Raw genomic sequence first — 16,026 nt, 5'->3', positions numbered from 1 at the left:
CGGGGGCGCGCACCCACCTGGGCTGCGCGCCCTGCTTCCGCCGGCTCTTAGACTGCCTCCGTGGACACGTCGCTTCAGGACCCGCTGCTCGGGCACGTGCTGGACGCCCGCTACCGGGTGGACGCGAAGATCGCGACGGGCGGCATGGCCACCGTCTACCGGGCCCTGGACATCCGCTTGGACCGGGTGGTCGCCCTGAAGGTCATGCACCCGGCGCTGGCCGTGGACGCGAGCTTCGTGGAGCGGTTCATCCGCGAGGCCAAGTCGGTGGCCCGGCTCTCCCACCCGAACGTGGTCGGCGTCTTCGACCAGGGCGCCCAGGGCGCGTACGTGTACCTGGCGATGGAGTACGTCGCCGGCTGCACCCTGCGGGACGTGCTGCGCGAGCGGGTGGCCCTGCGTCCCGGGGCCGCGCTGGACGTGCTGGAGTCGGTGCTCGCCGCCCTCGGCGCCGCGCACCGGGCGGGCTTCGTCCACCGGGACGTGAAGCCGGAGAACGTCCTGGTCGGGGACGACGGACGGGTCAAGGTGGCCGATTTCGGCCTGGTCCGGGCGGCGGGCAGCGGCACCGGCACGACCGGCACCGTGCTCGGCACCCTGGCCTACCTGGCCCCGGAGCAGGTGGCCGAGGACCCGGCGGCGGACCGGGACTCGGGCGCCCGGGTGGACGTGTACGCCTGCGGGATCGTCCTCTACGAGATGCTGACCGGCCACAAGCCGCACGCCGGGGACTCGGCGGCCTACGTGATCTTCCAGCACGTCCACCAGGACGTGCCGGCGCCCTCCGCGGCGGTGCCCGGGCTGCCGGTGGCCCTCGACGAGTTGGTCGCCTCCGCCACCGCCCGCGATCCGCGGCTGCGGCCGGCCGACGCGGTGGAGCTGCTCGCCGCGCTGCGCCTGGCCCGGGACGCCCTCACCCCGGCGCAGTTGGACGCGGCGCCCCCGCAGGCGCGGGAGGCCGCGCCGGAGGGCCGGGACACCTCCGAGGACCGGACCAGCGTCATCCCCCGGGCCCTCGGCACCCCGCACCCGTCCCCGGCGGACGACCCCGACCGGGGGGTGCAGCGCACCGCGCTGCTCGCCCGGCCGGTGCGGTCCCGCCCGGGCCGGCGCGGGGGGCGTCCGCCGCGGGCGGTGCTGGCCGGGATGGGCGCCCTGCTCGCGGTGGTGCTCGGCATCGGCGTCTGGTACATCAACTCCGGCCAGTTCACCCGGGTCCCGGCCCTGCTCACCCAGACCGAGGCGGACGCCCGTGCCCGGCTCACGGACGCCGGGCTGGACGTCGGGAAGGTCCGCCGCGCGTACAGCGACACCGATCGGCGCGGCACCGTGATCGCCACCGAGCCGGCCGCCGGGGAGCGCATCCGCGGCAACGGGAGCGTCGGGCTGACGGTCTCGCTGGGGCCGCGGACGGTACGGGTGCCCGATGTCACCGACCGGACGCTGGCCGTGGCCCGCAAGGAGTTGAAGGCGGTCGGACTGGTGCCCGGCATGGTCACCGAGGAGTTCGACGCCGCGGTGCCCCGGGGCGAGGTGATCAGCACCGATCCGGCGCCGGACACCCCGCGGCGGGCGGGGTCGGCGGTCGCGATCACCCTGAGCCGGGGCGCCCCGGTGGAGGTGCCCGACGTCAGCGGTCGCCCCCTGGACGAGGCCAAGCAGGCGCTGGCCGCACGGGGGCTGGAGACCGAAGTGGCCTCGGAGCGGGTGCACGCCAAGGTGCCCGCGGGCGAGGTGGCGCGGCAGTTCCCGCGGGCCGGCTACGAGGCCGCCGAGGGGGAGGCCGTCACCCTGACGCTCTCCGACGGCCCCGAGATGATCGAGGTCCCGGACGTGGTCGGGGACTCGGTGGACGACGCCCGGCAGACCCTGGAGGCCGCCGGGTTCGCGGTGAAGGAGGACCGGGGCATCCTCGGGCTGTTCGGCGACACGGTGCGCGGACAGTCGGTGGACGCGGGCGAGAAGGCGCCCGAGGGCTCGGAGATCACCCTCAGCATCCGCTGAGTCCGCACCGGTGGCCGGCCGGCTCCGGTGGCGTGAAACCCTGGTGGGGTGACTGTCACCCCGCTCCGCAACCCCGTCGGCGGCCACGTCCCGGTCGCCGGCGGCCTGGCCTCCACCGGCCTGGCGTACGCCCGTGAGATGGGCGCCGAAGCCGTTCAGGTCTTCGTGGCCAACCCCCGGGGCTGGGCCACCCCGCCCGGCGATCCGCGCCAGGACGAGGAGTTCCGCACGGCCTGCGCCGCCGGGGGCACGCAGGCGTACGTGCACGCCCCGTACCTCATCAACGTCGGCTCCCACACCGAGGCGACGGCCCGGTCCTCGGTGGTGTCGCTACGGCACTCGCTGCGCCGGGCCCGGGCGATCGGGGCGCTGGGGGTGGTCGTCCACACCGGTTCGGCGACCGGCGGACGGGAACGGAAGGTGGCCCTGGCGCAGGCGCGGGAGCTGGTGCTTCCGCTGTTGGACGAGCTGACGCACGAGGACGACCCGTTCCTGTTGCTGGAGTCGACGGCCGGGCAGGGCTCCTCGCTCTGCTCGCGGATGGAGGACTTCGGACCGTACTTCGAGGCGCTGGACTCCCATCCGAAGCTGGGCGTCTGCCTGGACACCTGCCACGCCTTCGCCGCGGGACACGACCTGGCCGGCCCGGGCGGGATGGACGAGGCCCTCGACACCCTGGTGCGCACGGTGGGGAGCGGCCGGTTGAAGCTCGTCCACGCCAACGACTCCCAGGCGGACGTGGGCTCGCACCGGGACCGGCACGCCAACATCGGTGCGGGTCTGATCGGTGCGGACCCGTTCCGGGCCCTGCTCGCCCATGCCGCGACCGAGGGCGTTCCGCTGGTGATCGAGACCCCGGGCGGCAAGGACGGGCACACCGGCGACGTGGCGCTGTTGAAGCGGCTCAGGACGGGCGGGCGGCCCACCCCCTAGGGGTACGGGGTCGGGTGGTCCGCAGGAACGCCTCCGCTCCGGGCCGGTCAGAGTTCGGGGCCCTCGCCCGGCGCCTCCTGGTACGAGTACCGCTGCTCGCGCCAGGGGTCGCCGACGTTGTGGTAACCCCGTTCCTCCCAGAAGCCCCGGCGGTCGGCGGTCATGTACTCGACACCGCGGACCCACTTGGGCCCCTTCCAGGCGTACAGGTGGGGCACCACGAGCCGCAGCGGGAAGCCGTGCTCGGCGGTGAGCAGCTCACCGTCCTTGTGGCTGGCGAAGACGGCGCGCTCGGCACCGAAGTCGGAGAGGCGCATGTTCGCGCTGTAGCCGTACTCCGCCCAGACCATCACATGGGTGACGTCCGGGGCCGGCGGCGCCAGGTCCAGGACGGTACGGGTCAGGACGCCGCCCCACTCGGCCCCCAGCATGCTGAACTTGGTGACGCAGTGCAGATCGGCCACCACCGTGGCGTACGGCAGGGCCGAGAACTCCTCGTGGTTCCAGCACCGCTTCCCCCCGTCCGCGGTCGCGCCGAAGACGCGGAACTCCCAGCGTTCCGGACGGAACCGGGGCACCGGACCGTAGTGCGTGACGGGCCAACCGCGCTGGAGCCGCTGTCCCGGCGGTAGCGGCTGCTGCGCCGCTTGTGGAGATTCGCGACCGACCGGATGACCCATGTATCCATCCTGACAGACCGGGACGAGTGTTCCCGACCAGGTCGGAGCCCACCACCACGAGAACGGGCAACTCCTAGTAAGGAGGCACTTACTGGACGCCCCCCGGGGGCGGTGCGAGGATGCGGCCACCGCACCGATCCCCGCTGGGAAGGAGCCTTCGGCATGCAGGGCGACCCCGAGGTCATCGAATTCCTGAACGAACAGCTCACGGGCGAGCTGACGGCGATCAACCAGTACTGGCTGCACTACCGCATCCAGGACAACAACGGCTGGACCAAGCTGGCGAACTACACGCGGTCCGAGTCCATCGACGAGATGAAGCACGCGGACCGGCTCACCGAGCGCATCCTCTTCCTGGACGCGCTGCCCAACTACCAGCGGCTGTTCCACGTCCGGGTGGGGCAGACGGTGACCGAGATGTTCCAGGCCGACCGGCAGGTCGAGGTCGAGGCCATCGACCGGCTCAAGCGCGGGATCGACGTGATGCGGGCCAAGGGGGACGTGACCTCGGCACGGATCTTCGAGGACATCCTGGAGGACGAGGAGCACCACATCGACTACCTCGACACCCAACTGGAACTGATCGCGAAGCTCGGCGAGGCGCTCTACCTGGCCCAACAGATCGAGCAGCCGAGCAGCTGAGCCGCCGCGGCCCGAGCGTCAGCCGCAGAAACGGTCAGGCAGCTTCGTCGAGGTCGGCGACACGCCCGCCGGAACGCGCCCTCCCGATCGTCGCCAGCGCCGGGTCGCCCCGGTCGACCAGCTCGCGGCGGGGGCACGCGCCCCGGCCGAGCAGCGCCTGGATGCGCTTCACACAGGAACCGCAGTCCGTGCCCGCCTTGCACGCGGAGGCGATCTGACGCGGGGTGCACGCCCCGTCCGCCGCGTGCTGTCGCACCTGCGACTCGGTGATGCCGAAGCAGCTGCACACGTACACGCGGTCACCTCCCCGGTGGGGCGCTCGGAGTCCGGGCCGGGCCGGACGGCCCCCCGATCGGTGAGGCTTGCCTAACCTTACCCCCGGCTCCGGGTGGCGTAAAAGGGTCGGACAGCCCGATGGGGCACGGATCACAGCATCCGTGCCCCATCGGTGCGTACCGGGAAGATCACCCGTGACCGGGCTCCTCACTGGTCGCGGTACATCTCCGCGACCAGGAAGGCCAGGTCCAGCGACTGGCTGCGGTTGAGCCGCGGGTCGCAGGCCGTCTCGTAGCGCTGGTGCAGGTCGTCGACGAAGATCTCGTCGCCGCCGCCCACGCACTCGGTGACGTCGTCGCCGGTCAGCTCCACGTGGATGCCGCCCGGGTGGGTGCCCAGCCCCTTGTGGACCTCGAAGAAGCCCTTGACCTCGTCGAGGACGTCGTCGAAGCGACGGGTCTTGTGCCCGGAGGCCGCCTCGAAGGTGTTGCCGTGCATCGGGTCGGTGACCCAGGCGACGGTGGCACCGGAGGCGGTGACCTTCTCGACCAGGTTCGGCAGCTTGTCGCGGACCTTGTCGGCGCCCATCCGGACGATGAACGTGAGCCGACCGGGCTCGCGGTCCGGGTCCAGCCGGTCGATGTAGGTCAGCGCCTCGTCGACGGTGGTCGTCGGGCCCAGCTTGATGCCGATGGGGTTGCTGATCTTCGAGGCGAACTCGATGTGCGCCCCGTCGAGCTGGCGGGTGCGCTCACCGATCCACACCATGTGGCCGGAGGTGTCGTACAGCCGGCCGGTGCGGGAGTCGGTGCGGGTGAGGGCGCCCTCGTAGTCGAGCAGCAGCGCCTCGTGGGAGGCGAAGAACTCGACGGTCTTGAACTCCTCGGGGTCCGTACCGCAGGCCCGCATGAAGTTCAGCGCGTTGTCGATCTCCCGGGCCAGCTGCTCGTAGCGCTGCCCGGACGGGGACGAGCGCACGAAGTCCTGGTTCCAGGCGTGCACCTGGCGCAGGTCCGCGTAACCGCCGGTGGTGAACGCGCGCACCAGGTTCAGCGTGGAGGCGGAGGCGTGGTACATCCGCTTCAGGCGCTGCGGGTCGGGCACCCGCGCCTCTTCGGTGAAGGCGAAGCCGTTCACCGAGTCGCCGCGGTAGGTGGGCAGGGTCACCCCGTCCCGGGTCTCGGTGGGCTTGGAGCGCGGCTTGGAGTACTGGCCCGCGATCCGGCCGACCTTGACCACCGGCACCGACGCCGCGTAGGTGAGGACGGCGCCCATCTGGAGCAGGGTCTTGAGCTTGGCCCGGATCTGGTCGGCGCCCACCGCGTCGAAGGACTCGGCGCAGTCGCCGCCCTGGAGCAGGAACGCCTCGCCCTTGGCCACCGCTCCCAGGCGGGCGCGCAGCTGGTCGCACTCGCCGGCGAACACCAGGGGCGGATAGCTTTCGAGGTCGGCGATCACATCGCGCAGAGCCTCGACGTCCGGGTACTCGGGCTGCTGCGCCGCGGGCAGGTCGCGCCAGGTGGCCCCGGCGACGGGCTGGGTTTCAGCGTTCACGGTCACCCGGACAACATTACGTGCTCGGCGGAGGTGTCCATCTGTCCGCTCATCTTTTGAGACACACCTCGCAGGTGAGCACGGGCTCGACCGGCCAGCGCGCCCGGCGGGGGCGTCCCCCGTGCGGGCTCGGACGCCCGCCGGGCCGGGCATCGGGTAGGGTGCCCGGCATGTTCGCGCACTCGACCCGTCACTGGTGGTGGACCGCTCATCCGGCGGCCCACTGACTGCGCGTACCCGAGACCACGCGAAGGCCGCCCGAGGGGCGGCCTTCCGGCGTTTTTGGGGCCGTTCCTCCACCCGACCGCCGGGCCCGCCCGGCGCCCGCAGGGAAGGACCTCCCCATGACCGACCGCCCCGCCGCCCCCGCGATCCTGAACCGGCTGCTTGACCCGCAGGGCCCGCCGTTCGCACTGCTGCGCCGGCGCACCCCCGGCCGGGACCACGCCACCGTCGAGGTGCTGATCGGCCCCGTCTCCCACCACGAACGGCTCGCCGACATCCCGGACGGCTTGGCCCTGGTCCCGTTCCGGCAGATCCGCGAGCGCGGTTTCGACGTCCGCGACGACGGCACCCCGCTCGCCGTCCTGGTCCCGGAGGAGTCCCACGAGCTGCCCCTGTCCGAGGTGCTGGCGGCGCTGGCCTCGGCCGGCGCGCCGGCGGTGCGGGTGGCGGACGGCGGCTTCGACGTGTCCGACGCGCAGTACGCGGCCGTCGTGGAGCGGGTGCTGCGGGAGGAGATCGGCCGGGGCGCGGGCGCCAACTTCGTCATCCGGCGCACCTACACCGGCCGGATCGAGGACTTCGGTCGGGGGCACGCCCTGGCCCTGTTCCACCGGCTGCTGGTCGGCGAGGAGGGCGCGTACTGGACCTTCGTGGTGCACACCGGGGACCGCACGCTGGTCGGGGCCAGCCCGGAGGTGCACGTGCGGATGAGCGGCGGCACGGTGGTGATGAACCCCATCAGCGGCACCTACCGGTACCCGGCGGGCGGTCCCACCGCGGAGGGGCTGCTGGACTTCCTCGCCGACGGCAAGGAGGTCGAGGAGCTCTCGATGGTGGTGGACGAGGAACTGAAGATGATGTGCACGGTCGGGGACCGGGGCGGGGTGGTGGTGGGGCCGCGGCTGCGTGAGATGTCCCACCTCGCGCACACCGAGTACGAGCTGCGCGGCCGGTCCTCGCTCGGGGTCCGCGAGGTGCTCCGGGAGACGATGTTCGCCGCCACGGTCACCGGCTCGCCGGTGCAGAACGCCTGCCGGGTGATCGAGCGGTACGAACCGGCCGGCCCGGACGGCTCCGGCCGGGGCTACTACGCGGGGGCGCTCGCCCTGGTCGGGCGGGACGCGGGCGGCGCCCAGACGCTGGACTCGCCGATCCTGATCCGGACCGCGGACATCGCCGCGGACGGCACCCTGAAGGTGCCGGTCGGGGCGACGCTGGTGCGCGGCTCGGACCCGCACGGTGAAGTGGCCGAAACCCATGCCAAGGCGGCCGGGGTGCTCACCGCCCTGGGGGTGCGGAGCGGCCGGGAGGCGTCCGGTGCGCCGCGGACCCCGCTGGCCGACGACCCCCGGGTGCAGGAGGCGCTGGCCTCGCGGCGGGCGGGCCTCGCCCCGTTCTGGCTGCGGATGCAGGAGCGCTCCGAGGCGCTGACGGGGCACGCCCTGGTGGTGGACGGGGAGGACACCTTCACGGCCATGCTGGGCCACCTGCTGCGGTCCTCGGGGCTGGGGGTGACCGTGCGCCGCTACGACGAGCCGGGGCTGCGCGCGGCGGTCCTCGACCACCCGGGGCCGGTGGTGCTGGGCCCGGGGCCGGGCGACCCCTCGGACCCGACCGATCCCAAGATGCGGCTGCTGCGCGCCCTGGGCGCCGAGCTGATCCGCTCCCACCCGCACGGGGTGCTGGGCGTGTGCCTGGGGCACGAGCTGATCGCCGCGGAGCTGGGGCTCTGCATCGTCCGCAAGGCGGTCCCGTACCAGGGGGCGCAGACCGAGGTCGACCTGTTCGGCCGGACCGAGACGGTCGGCTTCTACAACAGCTTCGTGGCGCACTGCGACGAGGACGCGGCCCGGGAGCTGGCCGCGCACGGCGTGGAGGTCAGCCGGGACGCGCGCGGCGAGGTGCACGCACTGCGCGGGCCCGGCTTCGCGGGCGTCCAGTTCCACCCGGAGTCGGTGCTGACGCTGCGCGGTGCGGCGATCGTGCGGGAGCTGGTCGGTCAGCTGCTCGGGGACGCCGGGACCAGGACGTTCTCGCTGCGGCGGCCGGCGAGGTAGTCGAGCACGTTGGCGGCGGTGGTCTCCACGATCTGGGTGACCGCGTCGGTGGTGTAGTACGCCTGGTGGGAGGTCACCACCACGTGGGGGAACGTGACGAGGCGGGCGAGCACGTCGTCGGGTACGCCTTCCAGCGACTTGTCGAGGAAGAACAGCCCGGCCTCCGCCTCGTACACGTCCAGGCCGACGCCGGTGAACCGGCCCGCGCGCAACTCCTCCACCAGGGCCTTGGTGTCGATGAGTCCGCCGCGGCTGGAGTTGACCAGGATCGCGTCGTCCTTCATCGCCGCCAGGGCCGCCGCGTCGATCAGGTGGTGGGTGGCCGGCAGCAGCGGGACGTGCAGGCTGACCAGGTCGGCCTCGGCGAGCAGCCGGTCCTTGTCGACGTACGTCATGCCGAGGGCGGTGCACCGCGGGTTCTCCACCACGTCCCAGCCCAGCAGCCGCATCCCGAAGCCGTGGGCGATCCGGGCGAACGCCTCGCCGATCTTGCCGGTGCCGATCACCCCGACGGTCCGGCCGTGCAGGTCCCGGCCCATCAGCCCGTCGAGGCGGAAGTCGAAGTCCCGGGTGCGGTTGCTGGCCCGGACGATGCGGCGGTTGACCGCCATCGCCAGCACCCAGGCGAACTCGGCCACCGAGTACGGCGAGTAGGAGGACACCCGGGCCACGGTCATACCGAGGCGTTCGGCGACCTGGAGGTCGATGTTGTTGAAGCCGGTGGAGCGCTGGGCGATCATCTGGGTGCCGCCGGCGGCGAGGGTCTGGAGGACCCGGGGCGTGAGGTCGGCGTTGACGCTGCTGGAGACGACCTCGTAGCCGGCGGCGATCGGGGCGGTGTCCTCGTTGAGGAAGACGTCCAGGCAGCGCGCCTGGTGCGGGGCCGTGAAGGCGGCTTCGATCAGGGGCTTCTCGTCGGCCTGTACGCCGAAGGCCAGGATCTCCACGGGGTCCCTCCGGGGCGGTGGACGGTCGGTAGCGGTGGGCGAAAGCGTACGGGGCGCCGGCCGGCGGGGGGCCGGGGCGCGGCGGGGCGTCCCCTGCCGGCCGATGACTCCCACTGAGAGCTAATATGGACATATGACCGGAAATGCTCCGGTGGCCGAGTTCGGTGCCCTGCTCGTCGGGGTCAACCGACTGGTGCGCAGGGCCCTGTGGCGCGGGCTGACCGGACCCCGACTGCGGGGCGCACAGGTCGAACTGCTGCGCCTGGTGCGCGGGGCGCCCGGGCTGCGGGTCTCCGCGGCCGCGCGGCAACTGGGGCTCGCCGGCAACTCGGTCTCCACCCTGGTGCGGCAGCTGGTCGCCCTCGGCCTGCTGGAGCGGTCCCCCGATCCCCGCGACGGCCGGGCGGCGCTGCTGACCCTGACCCCGGAGGCCGAGGACCGGCTCCGGGCCTGGGAGGACCGCCGCACGGCCCTGTTGGCGGCCAGGTTCGCGGCGCTCGCCCCCGCCGAGCGGGAGGCGCTCGTCGCGGCCCTGCCCGCGCTGCGGGCCCTGGCCAAGGGACTCCACGAGGAGGTCACCGAGCCATGACGCATCCGTCCGCCCCCGCCGTCGACTGCACCGGGCTGCGGTACCGCTTCGGCGGGACGCGCGCCGTGGACGGGGTCGACTTCTCCGTGGCCCCCGGTGAGGTCTTCGGCCTGCTCGGCCCCAACGGCGCGGGCAAGACGACCACCATCCGGGCCGTGACCACCCTGCTGCCGGTGTCCGCCGGCATGATCCGGGTCTTCGGCCACGACGCCGCCCGCGAACGGATGGCCGTCCGTCGGCTGCTGGGCTACGTGCCGCAGCAGCTCTCCGCCGATGCCGCGCTCACCGGCCGCGAGAACGTCCGGCTCTTCGCCACGGTGTACGACGTACCGCGCCGCGAACGGCGCGCCCGGAGCGCGCAGGCACTGGCCGCCGTCGGGCTGACGGACGCGGCCGACCGCCTCGCGGGCACCTACTCCGGCGGCATGGTCCGCCGCCTCGAACTGGCGCAGGCCCTGGTCAGCGCCCCGCGGTTGCTGATCCTGGACGAGCCCACCATCGGTCTGGACCCCATCGCCCGCACCAGCGTCTGGGAACGACTGACCGACGTGCGGCGGGCCACCGGGATGACCGTGCTGGTCACCACCCACTCCATGGACGAGGCCGACCGGTACGCCGACCGGCTGGCGCTGATGCACCGGGGCCGCGTCCGGGCGCTCGGCACCCCGCAGCAGCTCAAGGACGAGTTGCGGGCGGCCACCGGCGCCCACCGCCCCACGCTGGAGGACGTCTTCCGGCACCACGCCGGCAGCGGCCTCGACGACACCGGAGGTGACTTCCGCGATGTCCGCAGCACCCGGCGCACGGCCACCCGGCTCGGTTGAGCCCGCCCCCGCCGCCCGGTCCGCTCCCCCGCCCGCCCTCGACCTGCTGCTCGTCCCGCCGCGGGCACGGCCCGGCTGGGTGGCGCTGCCCTCACGGATCGCCGCCCTGTGCACGGTGGAACTGGAGAAGCTGCGCCACGACCGGACCGAGCTGTACACCCGGGCGGTGCAGCCCGCGCTGTGGCTGCTGATCTTCGGCGAGACCTTCACCCGCATCCGGGCCGTCCCCACCGGCGACGTGCCCTACCTGGACTACCTGGCGCCCGGGATCATCGCCCAGTCCGCCATGTTCATCGCCATCTTCTACGGCATCCAGATCATCTGGGAGCGGGACGCGGGCGTCCTCAACAAGCTGCTGGTGACGCCCACCCCGCGGGCCGCGCTGGTGAGCGGCAAGGCGTTCGCCGCCGGGGTGAAGGCCCTCGTCCAGGCCGCGGTGGTGCTGCTCATCGCCGCCGCGCTGGGCGTCGCCCTCACCTGGAACCCGCTGCGGCTCGCCGGGGTGGCCCTCGCCGTGGTCCTCGGTTCGGCGTTCTTCTCCTGCCTGTCGGTGAGCATCGCCGGGATCGTGCTCACCCGGGACCGGTTGATGGGCATCGGCCAGGCGATCACCATGCCGCTGTTCTTCGCCTCCAACGCGCTGTACCCGCTGGACCTGATGCCGGGCTGGCTCCAGGTGGTGGCCCGCTTCAACCCGCTGAGCTACGAGGTCGACGCCCTGCGCGGGCTGCTCATCGGCACCCCGTCCCACCTCCCGCTGGACTTCGGGGTGCTGGCCCTGGCCGCGGCCCTGGGCATCGCCGCGGCCTCGGCACTGCTGGGCCGGCTGGCCAGGTGACCGTCAGTCGTCCAGTCCGCGCTCTATGGCGTACCGGACCAGCTCCACCCGGTTGTGGAGCTGGAGCTTGCCCAGGGTGTTCTGCACGTGGTTCTGGACGGTGCGGTGCGAGATGACCAGCCGTTCGGCGATCTGCTTGTAGCTGAGGCCCTTGGCGACCAGCCGCAGCACCTCCGTCTCCCGGTCGGTGAGCCGGGGCGCGCCCGGCCGGTCACCGGAGCCGGGGGCCGGTTCGGAGGCGAGGCGGCGGTACTCGCCGAGGACCAGCCCGGCGAGACCCGGCGTGAACACGGCGTCCCCGGCGGCGGTGCGGCGGACCGCCTCGACGAGTTCCTCGGTGGAGGCCGACTTCACCAGGTAGCCGGTGGCGCCCGACTTCACGGCTTCGAGGACGTCGGCGTGCTCCCCGCTCGCGGACAGCACCAGGACCCGGAGCGCGGGGTCGGCCGCGACGACCTCCTTGCAGACCTGGACGCCCGGCTTCACGGGCAGGTTGAGGTCGAGGACCACCACGTCGGGCGTGGTGGCCCGGGCGCGGTGCACCGCCTGTTCGCCGTCGCCCGCGGTGGCCACCACGGTGAAGCCGGCCGCCGCGAGGTCCCGCGCGACCGCGTCCCGCCACATCGGATGGTCGTCCACCACCATGACCGTGATCGCCGTGTGCTCCGTCATGTCGTCGCCCTCCCCCGGGTGCCGTTCCGCGGCACCCTCAGTTCCACTTCCGTGCCCTGGCCCGGTACGGAGATCAGTTCGGCGGTGCCGCCGAGGTCCCGCAGCCGGCCCCGGATCGACTGGGCCACCCCGAGGCGGCCCTCCCCCTCGGCCCGTTCGAGTCGGCCCGCGGGGATGCCGGGGCCGTCATCGCGGACCGTGACGACCACCTCGTCCGGTTCGTCCTCCACCAGGATCCACGCCCGGGCGTCCTCGCCCGCGTGCCGGCGCACGTTGTCCAGCGCGGCCCCGACCGCCGCCGCGAGTTCCCGGGCCGCGGTCGGCGGCAGCAGCACCGGGGCCCCCGGTTCGGAGAGGGTGACCCGGGCACCGGCGTGGCCGCCGAGGAGGGGACGCAGGTCGCAGGGGTCCCGCGGGTCCTCCCCTCCGGCGTCACCGGGGACACCGGGCTCGCCGACGGCCCGGACGAACGCCCCGTCGGCGGCGTCGCCCGAGGCCCGCGAGGGCTGCACCAGCCCCCCGGTGACCAGGGTGCGCAGCGCGCCCTCCTGTTCCCCGGCCATCCGTCCCAGTTCGGCGGCCTCGCCGCCGAGGGCGGTGCCCCGGCGCTGGACCATCGCGAGGACCTGGAGGACGCCGTCGTGGATGTCCCGGGCCAGCCGTTCGCGCTCGCGGGTGGCGGCCTCGATCTCCAGGGCCCGGGCGAGGGTCGCCTCGGAGGCCCGGGCGACCTCGACCACGTAGCCGATGGCGATGGAGGCCACCCACACCAGCAGCACGTTGTGGACGGTGTCCCGACTGAACCCGCCCCGTTGGACGATGTTGGCGACGCCGACCAGCGCCGAGGCCACCGCCGCCCAGCGCCAGCCGCCCTTGAGCGCGAAGGCGAGGACGGCGCCGGCGGTCCATATCGACGGCAGGGTCGGTGCGGCCTCGACGGTCAGCTCCCGGCCTGCGGCGAGCGGGGTGAGCAGGATGCCGGCGAGCGCGACGGTCAGGTCGACGGCGAGGAACCCCCGGGTGCAGCGGACGGCCCCGGAGACCTTGCCCAGGGTGGCCGCGGTCCAGCCGACGAGGACGACGTGGTAGCCGACGGCGACCTGGGGACGGGCGTAGGAGTCGTGCATCGACGCGAACACCCCGACCGCGTACAGCGCGGTGAGCACCCGGTAGCCGGTGAGGGCCCGCCACAACGGCTGCTCGACCGACATCCGGGTCACCTGCCAGCGTCTGGCCGTCCCGCCGCCCACCGTTACCCCCCGGCTCCCCGTTGTGCTGCCGGCCGGCGGCCGGTACTCGATGGTGTCGCTGGCGCTGACGGCCCCCCGCGGTTCCCGCGGGCCGTCCGGTTCAGGAACCGGAGGGCCCCGCGGCGTCCCCGGGCGGCGTCTGCCGGGCGGCCTTCTCGGCCTTCGCCGCCTCGGCGATCTGCCGTTTGGCGGCGGTCGCGTAGATGTCCACGTACTCCTGGCCGGAGAGCTTCATGATCTCGTACATGACCTCGTCGGTGAGCGCCCGCAGCACGAACCGGTCGTGGTCCATGCCCTGGTAGCGGGAGAAGTCCAGGGGCGCGCCGATCCGGATGCCCGGCCGCATCAGCTTGGGCACCACCTTGCCGGGCGGCTGGATCTTCTCGGTGTCGATCATCGCCACCGGGATCACGGGCGCTCCGGTGGCCAGCGCCACCCGGGCGAGGCCGCCCGGCTTGCCGCGGTAGAGGCGCCCGTCGGGCGAGCGGGTGCCCTCGGGGTAGATGCCGAACAGTTCGCCCCGCCGGATCACCTCGATGCCGCTGCGGATGGCGGCCTCGCCGGCGCCGCGCACCCCGGAGCGGTCCACCGGGAGCTGGCCGACGCCCTTGAAGAAGGCCGCGGTCATCCGGCCCTTGACGCCGGGGGTGGTGAAGTACTCGGCCTTGGCGATGAAGGTGACCTTGCGGTCGAGGACCGCCGGCAGGAAGAAGGAGTCCGAGAAGGAGAGGTGGTTGCTCGCGAGGATGGCGGGACCCTCGGCGGGGATGTGCTCGATGCCCTCCACCCAGGGCCTGAAGGCGAGCTTCAGCGGCCCTCCGAGGGAGAACTTCATCGCGCCGTAGATCAACCGAATGCCTCCTGTTTCTGTCGGAGAGACCATAACCCGCCCCGTCCGGAACGGGTCCGACGGCCCTGGTCGGTGTCAGGGCGGTCGCGTACGGTGAGATGTTCCGGCCCGACCGCCGGTTTCCGCGGCGCCCGCCCGTCCGGAGCCCCCCACCCCCCCACCCCTCCACACGAACAGGAGACCGAACGTGACGGTCCTCCCCGGCGCCGAGCCGTTCCACCACGAGGGCGGTGACGTCGGTGTGCTCCTCTGCCACGGGTTCACCGGTTCCCCGCACGCCCTGCGACCCTGGGCCGAGTTCCTCGCCGAGCGGGGGCTGACCGTGTCGCTGCCCCTGCTGCCGGGGCACGGCACCCGCTGGGAGGACCTCCGGCCGACCGGTTGGCAGGACTGGTACGCGGCGGTGGAACGGGAACTGCTGGCCCTGCTGGACCGGTGCGCGCGGGTGTTCGTGTGCGGGCTGTCCATGGGCGGGGCACTGGCCCTGCGCCTCGCGGCCAGACACGGGGAGGCGATCAGTGGGGTCGTCGTGGTCAACCCGGCGATCGCGGTGCACGGCGCGACGGCGAAGGCGCTGCCGTTGGTGCGGCACCTGGCGCCCTCGACCCGGGGGCTGGCCGGGGACATCGCCAAGGAGGGCGTGACCGAGGTCGGCTACGACCGGGTGCCGCTGCACGCGGCGCACTCGGTGCGCCGGTTCTTCCGGACGGTGGACGGGGAACTGCCGCAGGTGACCCAGCCGCTGCTGGTGCTGCACAGCCCGGAGGACCACGTGGTGCCCCCGGCGGACTCGCTGCGCGTCCTGGGACGGGTGTCCTCGACCGACGTCGCCGAGATCCTGCTGGAACACAGCTACCACGTCGCGACGTTGGACAACGATGCGGACCGGATCTTCGCGGAGAGCCATGCGTTCATCGGCCGGCTCGCATCCCGCGCCGACGACGAAGGGACGACCACCGGTGGCTGAGCACGACCGTGACGAGGAGCGTGAGCCCGAGGACCGCTCCGCGGCGGAACAGCCGGACGGAGCGGCGCCCTGGGACGAGTCGGCGGCCTGGGAAGCGATCGTCGCCGGGTACGGCGAGGAGCCGCCGGACCCGCCGGGGGCGAAGCCGTTCAAGTCGGTGGAGGACCTGGCCCTGTTGGAGGCGGAGCCCAACGACCTCGACGACCGCCCGGCGCGGGGCGGCTTCGCCAACCCGGCGCAGGACAAGCCGCTGGGCGGTTCCGTGGCCTTCGCCCCCGGGGTCGGGCCGCGCGACTACACCCCCGAGGAGGCGTCCGAGGACGACTTCGACGACGGGGACGAGGGGCACTTCGTCCCGCCGGAGCCCCCGCCGCTGCCGGAGGCGGACCCCACCGCGAAGTTCGCCTGGCTCGGCATGCTCGGCGGCCCGGTGCTGCTGTTGTTGGCCGTGCTGCTGGGCTGGGACATGACCTGGTGGTTGGCGACCCTCGCGATCGGCGGTTTCCTCGGCGGATTCGCCACCCTGGTCGCGCGCATGCACGAGGACGGCGAGGAGGACGACGACCCCGGGCGCGGGGCGGTGGTGTAGCCCCGTCCGGCCGCGGGCACCACGGCCGGTGGAGAGCCCCCGGTGGGCGACGGAGATCGTGCGATCCCGTCCGCCCGCCGGGGGCTCCGCGCATGTGCCCGGCCGATCGCCACCGGGAGCCGCCACGAC

Annotated in this window: 17 protein-coding genes; 10 read left to right on the top strand and 7 right to left on the bottom strand. The window is 73.4% G+C overall.

Annotated features, from left to right (window positions below; translation table 11 throughout):
• Positions 1–60: 60 nt before the first annotated feature.
• Positions 61–2,004 (top strand): Stk1 family PASTA domain-containing Ser/Thr kinase, encoded by a 1,944-nt coding sequence (gene pknB / locus ABT092_RS11705; protein ID WP_351242485.1) that lies wholly within the window; start codon positions 61–63, stop codon positions 2,002–2,004.
• Between the two features lie 48 nt (positions 2,005–2,052).
• A complete protein-coding gene (locus ABT092_RS11700; protein ID WP_351242483.1) occupies positions 2,053–2,937 on the top strand; it encodes a deoxyribonuclease IV in 885 nt (294 codons plus the stop codon).
• Between the two features lie 47 nt (positions 2,938–2,984).
• Here the strand turns inward: ABT092_RS11700 and ABT092_RS11695 are convergent, their stop codons facing one another.
• Complete coding sequence (locus ABT092_RS11695) at positions 2,985–3,617, bottom strand: sulfite oxidase-like oxidoreductase (protein WP_351242481.1); 633 nt, start codon at positions 3,615–3,617, stop codon at positions 2,985–2,987.
• 162 nt (positions 3,618–3,779) lie between these two features.
• Between ABT092_RS11695 and bfr the strand changes: the two genes are divergently transcribed.
• Complete coding sequence (gene bfr / locus ABT092_RS11690) at positions 3,780–4,259, top strand: bacterioferritin (protein ID WP_351242479.1); 480 nt, start codon at positions 3,780–3,782, stop codon at positions 4,257–4,259.
• Between the two features lie 34 nt (positions 4,260–4,293).
• Here the strand turns inward: bfr and ABT092_RS11685 are convergent, their stop codons facing one another.
• On the bottom strand, positions 4,294–4,554 hold the full coding sequence (locus tag ABT092_RS11685; RefSeq protein ID WP_351242477.1) for a (2Fe-2S)-binding protein: 261 nt from the start codon (positions 4,552–4,554) through the stop codon (positions 4,294–4,296).
• Between the two features lie 188 nt (positions 4,555–4,742).
• Positions 4,743–6,089 carry a class II 3-deoxy-7-phosphoheptulonate synthase gene (locus ABT092_RS11680; protein WP_351242577.1) on the bottom strand — a complete coding sequence of 449 codons (1,347 nt, stop codon included), beginning with the start codon at positions 6,087–6,089 and terminating at the stop codon, positions 4,743–4,745.
• Positions 6,090–6,259: 170 nt separating this feature from the next.
• On the opposite strand from ABT092_RS11680, the gene ABT092_RS11675 reads away from it, so the two are divergent.
• Together ABT092_RS11675 and ABT092_RS11670 are read left to right on the top strand one after the other, a co-directional pair.
• The gene (locus ABT092_RS11675; protein WP_351242575.1) at positions 6,260–6,316 is read left to right on the top strand and encodes a trp operon leader peptide; all 57 of its coding nucleotides are present in this window, start codon (positions 6,260–6,262) and stop codon (positions 6,314–6,316) included.
• 117 nt (positions 6,317–6,433) lie between these two features.
• Entirely contained in the window at positions 6,434–8,371 is a 1,938-nt protein-coding gene (locus ABT092_RS11670) for an anthranilate synthase family protein (protein WP_351242475.1), read from the top strand.
• On the opposite strand, the gene ABT092_RS11665 is transcribed toward ABT092_RS11670, so the two are convergent.
• Positions 8,314–9,318: a 2-hydroxyacid dehydrogenase gene (locus ABT092_RS11665; RefSeq protein WP_351242473.1), complete on the bottom strand. Its 1,005-nt coding sequence runs from the start codon at positions 9,316–9,318 to the stop codon at positions 8,314–8,316. The two genes, ABT092_RS11670 and ABT092_RS11665, sit on opposite strands and share 58 nt — an antisense overlap.
• Positions 9,319–9,451: 133 nt before the next feature.
• Here ABT092_RS11665 and ABT092_RS11660 point away from each other — a divergent pair, with 133 nt between their 5' ends.
• From ABT092_RS11660 to ABT092_RS11650, 3 genes are read left to right on the top strand one after another with little or no spacing between them, the layout of a single operon-like run.
• A complete protein-coding gene (locus ABT092_RS11660; RefSeq protein WP_351242471.1) occupies positions 9,452–9,907 on the top strand; it encodes a MarR family winged helix-turn-helix transcriptional regulator in 456 nt (151 codons plus the stop codon).
• Entirely contained in the window at positions 9,904–10,731 is an 828-nt protein-coding gene (locus ABT092_RS11655) for an ABC transporter ATP-binding protein (RefSeq protein WP_351242469.1), read from the top strand. Before ABT092_RS11660 ends, ABT092_RS11655 begins: the two co-directional genes overlap by 4 nt.
• Positions 10,691–11,569: an ABC transporter permease gene (locus ABT092_RS11650; protein WP_351242467.1), complete on the top strand. Its 879-nt coding sequence runs from the start codon at positions 10,691–10,693 to the stop codon at positions 11,567–11,569. The genes ABT092_RS11655 and ABT092_RS11650 overlap by 41 nt, the downstream gene beginning before the upstream one ends.
• Positions 11,570–11,572: 3 nt before the next feature.
• Here ABT092_RS11650 and ABT092_RS11645 read toward each other — a convergent pair whose 3' ends face one another.
• The 3 genes from ABT092_RS11645 to ABT092_RS11635 all read right to left on the bottom strand — a co-directional run bounded on the left by ABT092_RS11645 (position 11,573) and on the right by ABT092_RS11635 (position 14,341).
• Complete coding sequence (locus ABT092_RS11645) at positions 11,573–12,241, bottom strand: response regulator (protein ID WP_351242465.1); 669 nt, start codon at positions 12,239–12,241, stop codon at positions 11,573–11,575.
• Entirely contained in the window at positions 12,238–13,452 is a 1,215-nt protein-coding gene (gene macS, locus ABT092_RS11640) for a MacS family sensor histidine kinase (RefSeq protein WP_351242463.1), read from the bottom strand. Before macS ends, ABT092_RS11645 begins: the two co-directional genes overlap by 4 nt.
• A 139-nt stretch (positions 13,453–13,591) precedes the next feature.
• A complete protein-coding gene (locus tag ABT092_RS11635) occupies positions 13,592–14,341 on the bottom strand; it encodes a lysophospholipid acyltransferase family protein (RefSeq protein WP_351242461.1) in 750 nt (249 codons plus the stop codon).
• A 187-nt stretch (positions 14,342–14,528) separates the two neighbouring features.
• Here ABT092_RS11635 and ABT092_RS11630 point away from each other — a divergent pair, with 187 nt between their 5' ends.
• Together ABT092_RS11630 and ABT092_RS11625 are read left to right on the top strand one after the other, a co-directional pair.
• On the top strand, positions 14,529–15,308 hold the full coding sequence (locus tag ABT092_RS11630; RefSeq protein ID WP_351242459.1) for an alpha/beta hydrolase: 780 nt from the start codon (positions 14,529–14,531) through the stop codon (positions 15,306–15,308).
• Entirely contained in the window at positions 15,301–15,897 is a 597-nt protein-coding gene (locus ABT092_RS11625; protein WP_351242457.1) for a hypothetical protein, read from the top strand. The genes ABT092_RS11630 and ABT092_RS11625 overlap by 8 nt, the downstream gene beginning before the upstream one ends.
• Positions 15,898–16,026: the final 129 nt, after the last annotated feature.

The sequence above is a fragment of the Streptomyces sp. NPDC002490 genome (assembly GCF_040296045.1).
Lineage (GTDB): Bacteria > Actinomycetota > Actinomycetes > Streptomycetales > Streptomycetaceae > Streptomyces.
This window is presented reverse-complemented; position numbering and strand designations above follow the sequence as displayed.

Coding starts and splice junctions, on each gene's coding strand:
- ABT092_RS11695 (WP_351242481.1), bottom strand. CDS start 3,617: ATGGGTCATCCGGTCGGTCGCGAATCTCCACAAGCGGCGCAGCAGCCG.
- bfr (WP_351242479.1), top strand. CDS start 3,780: ATGCAGGGCGACCCCGAGGTCATCGAATTCCTGAACGAACAGCTCACG.
- ABT092_RS11670 (WP_351242475.1), top strand. CDS start 6,434: ATGACCGACCGCCCCGCCGCCCCCGCGATCCTGAACCGGCTGCTTGAC.
- ABT092_RS11660 (WP_351242471.1), top strand. CDS start 9,452: ATGACCGGAAATGCTCCGGTGGCCGAGTTCGGTGCCCTGCTCGTCGGG.
- ABT092_RS11655 (WP_351242469.1), top strand. CDS start 9,904: ATGACGCATCCGTCCGCCCCCGCCGTCGACTGCACCGGGCTGCGGTAC.
- ABT092_RS11650 (WP_351242467.1), top strand. CDS start 10,691: ATGTCCGCAGCACCCGGCGCACGGCCACCCGGCTCGGTTGAGCCCGCC.
- ABT092_RS11645 (WP_351242465.1), bottom strand. CDS start 12,241: ATGACGGAGCACACGGCGATCACGGTCATGGTGGTGGACGACCATCCG.
- macS (WP_351242463.1), bottom strand. CDS start 13,452: ATGTCGGTCGAGCAGCCGTTGTGGCGGGCCCTCACCGGCTACCGGGTG.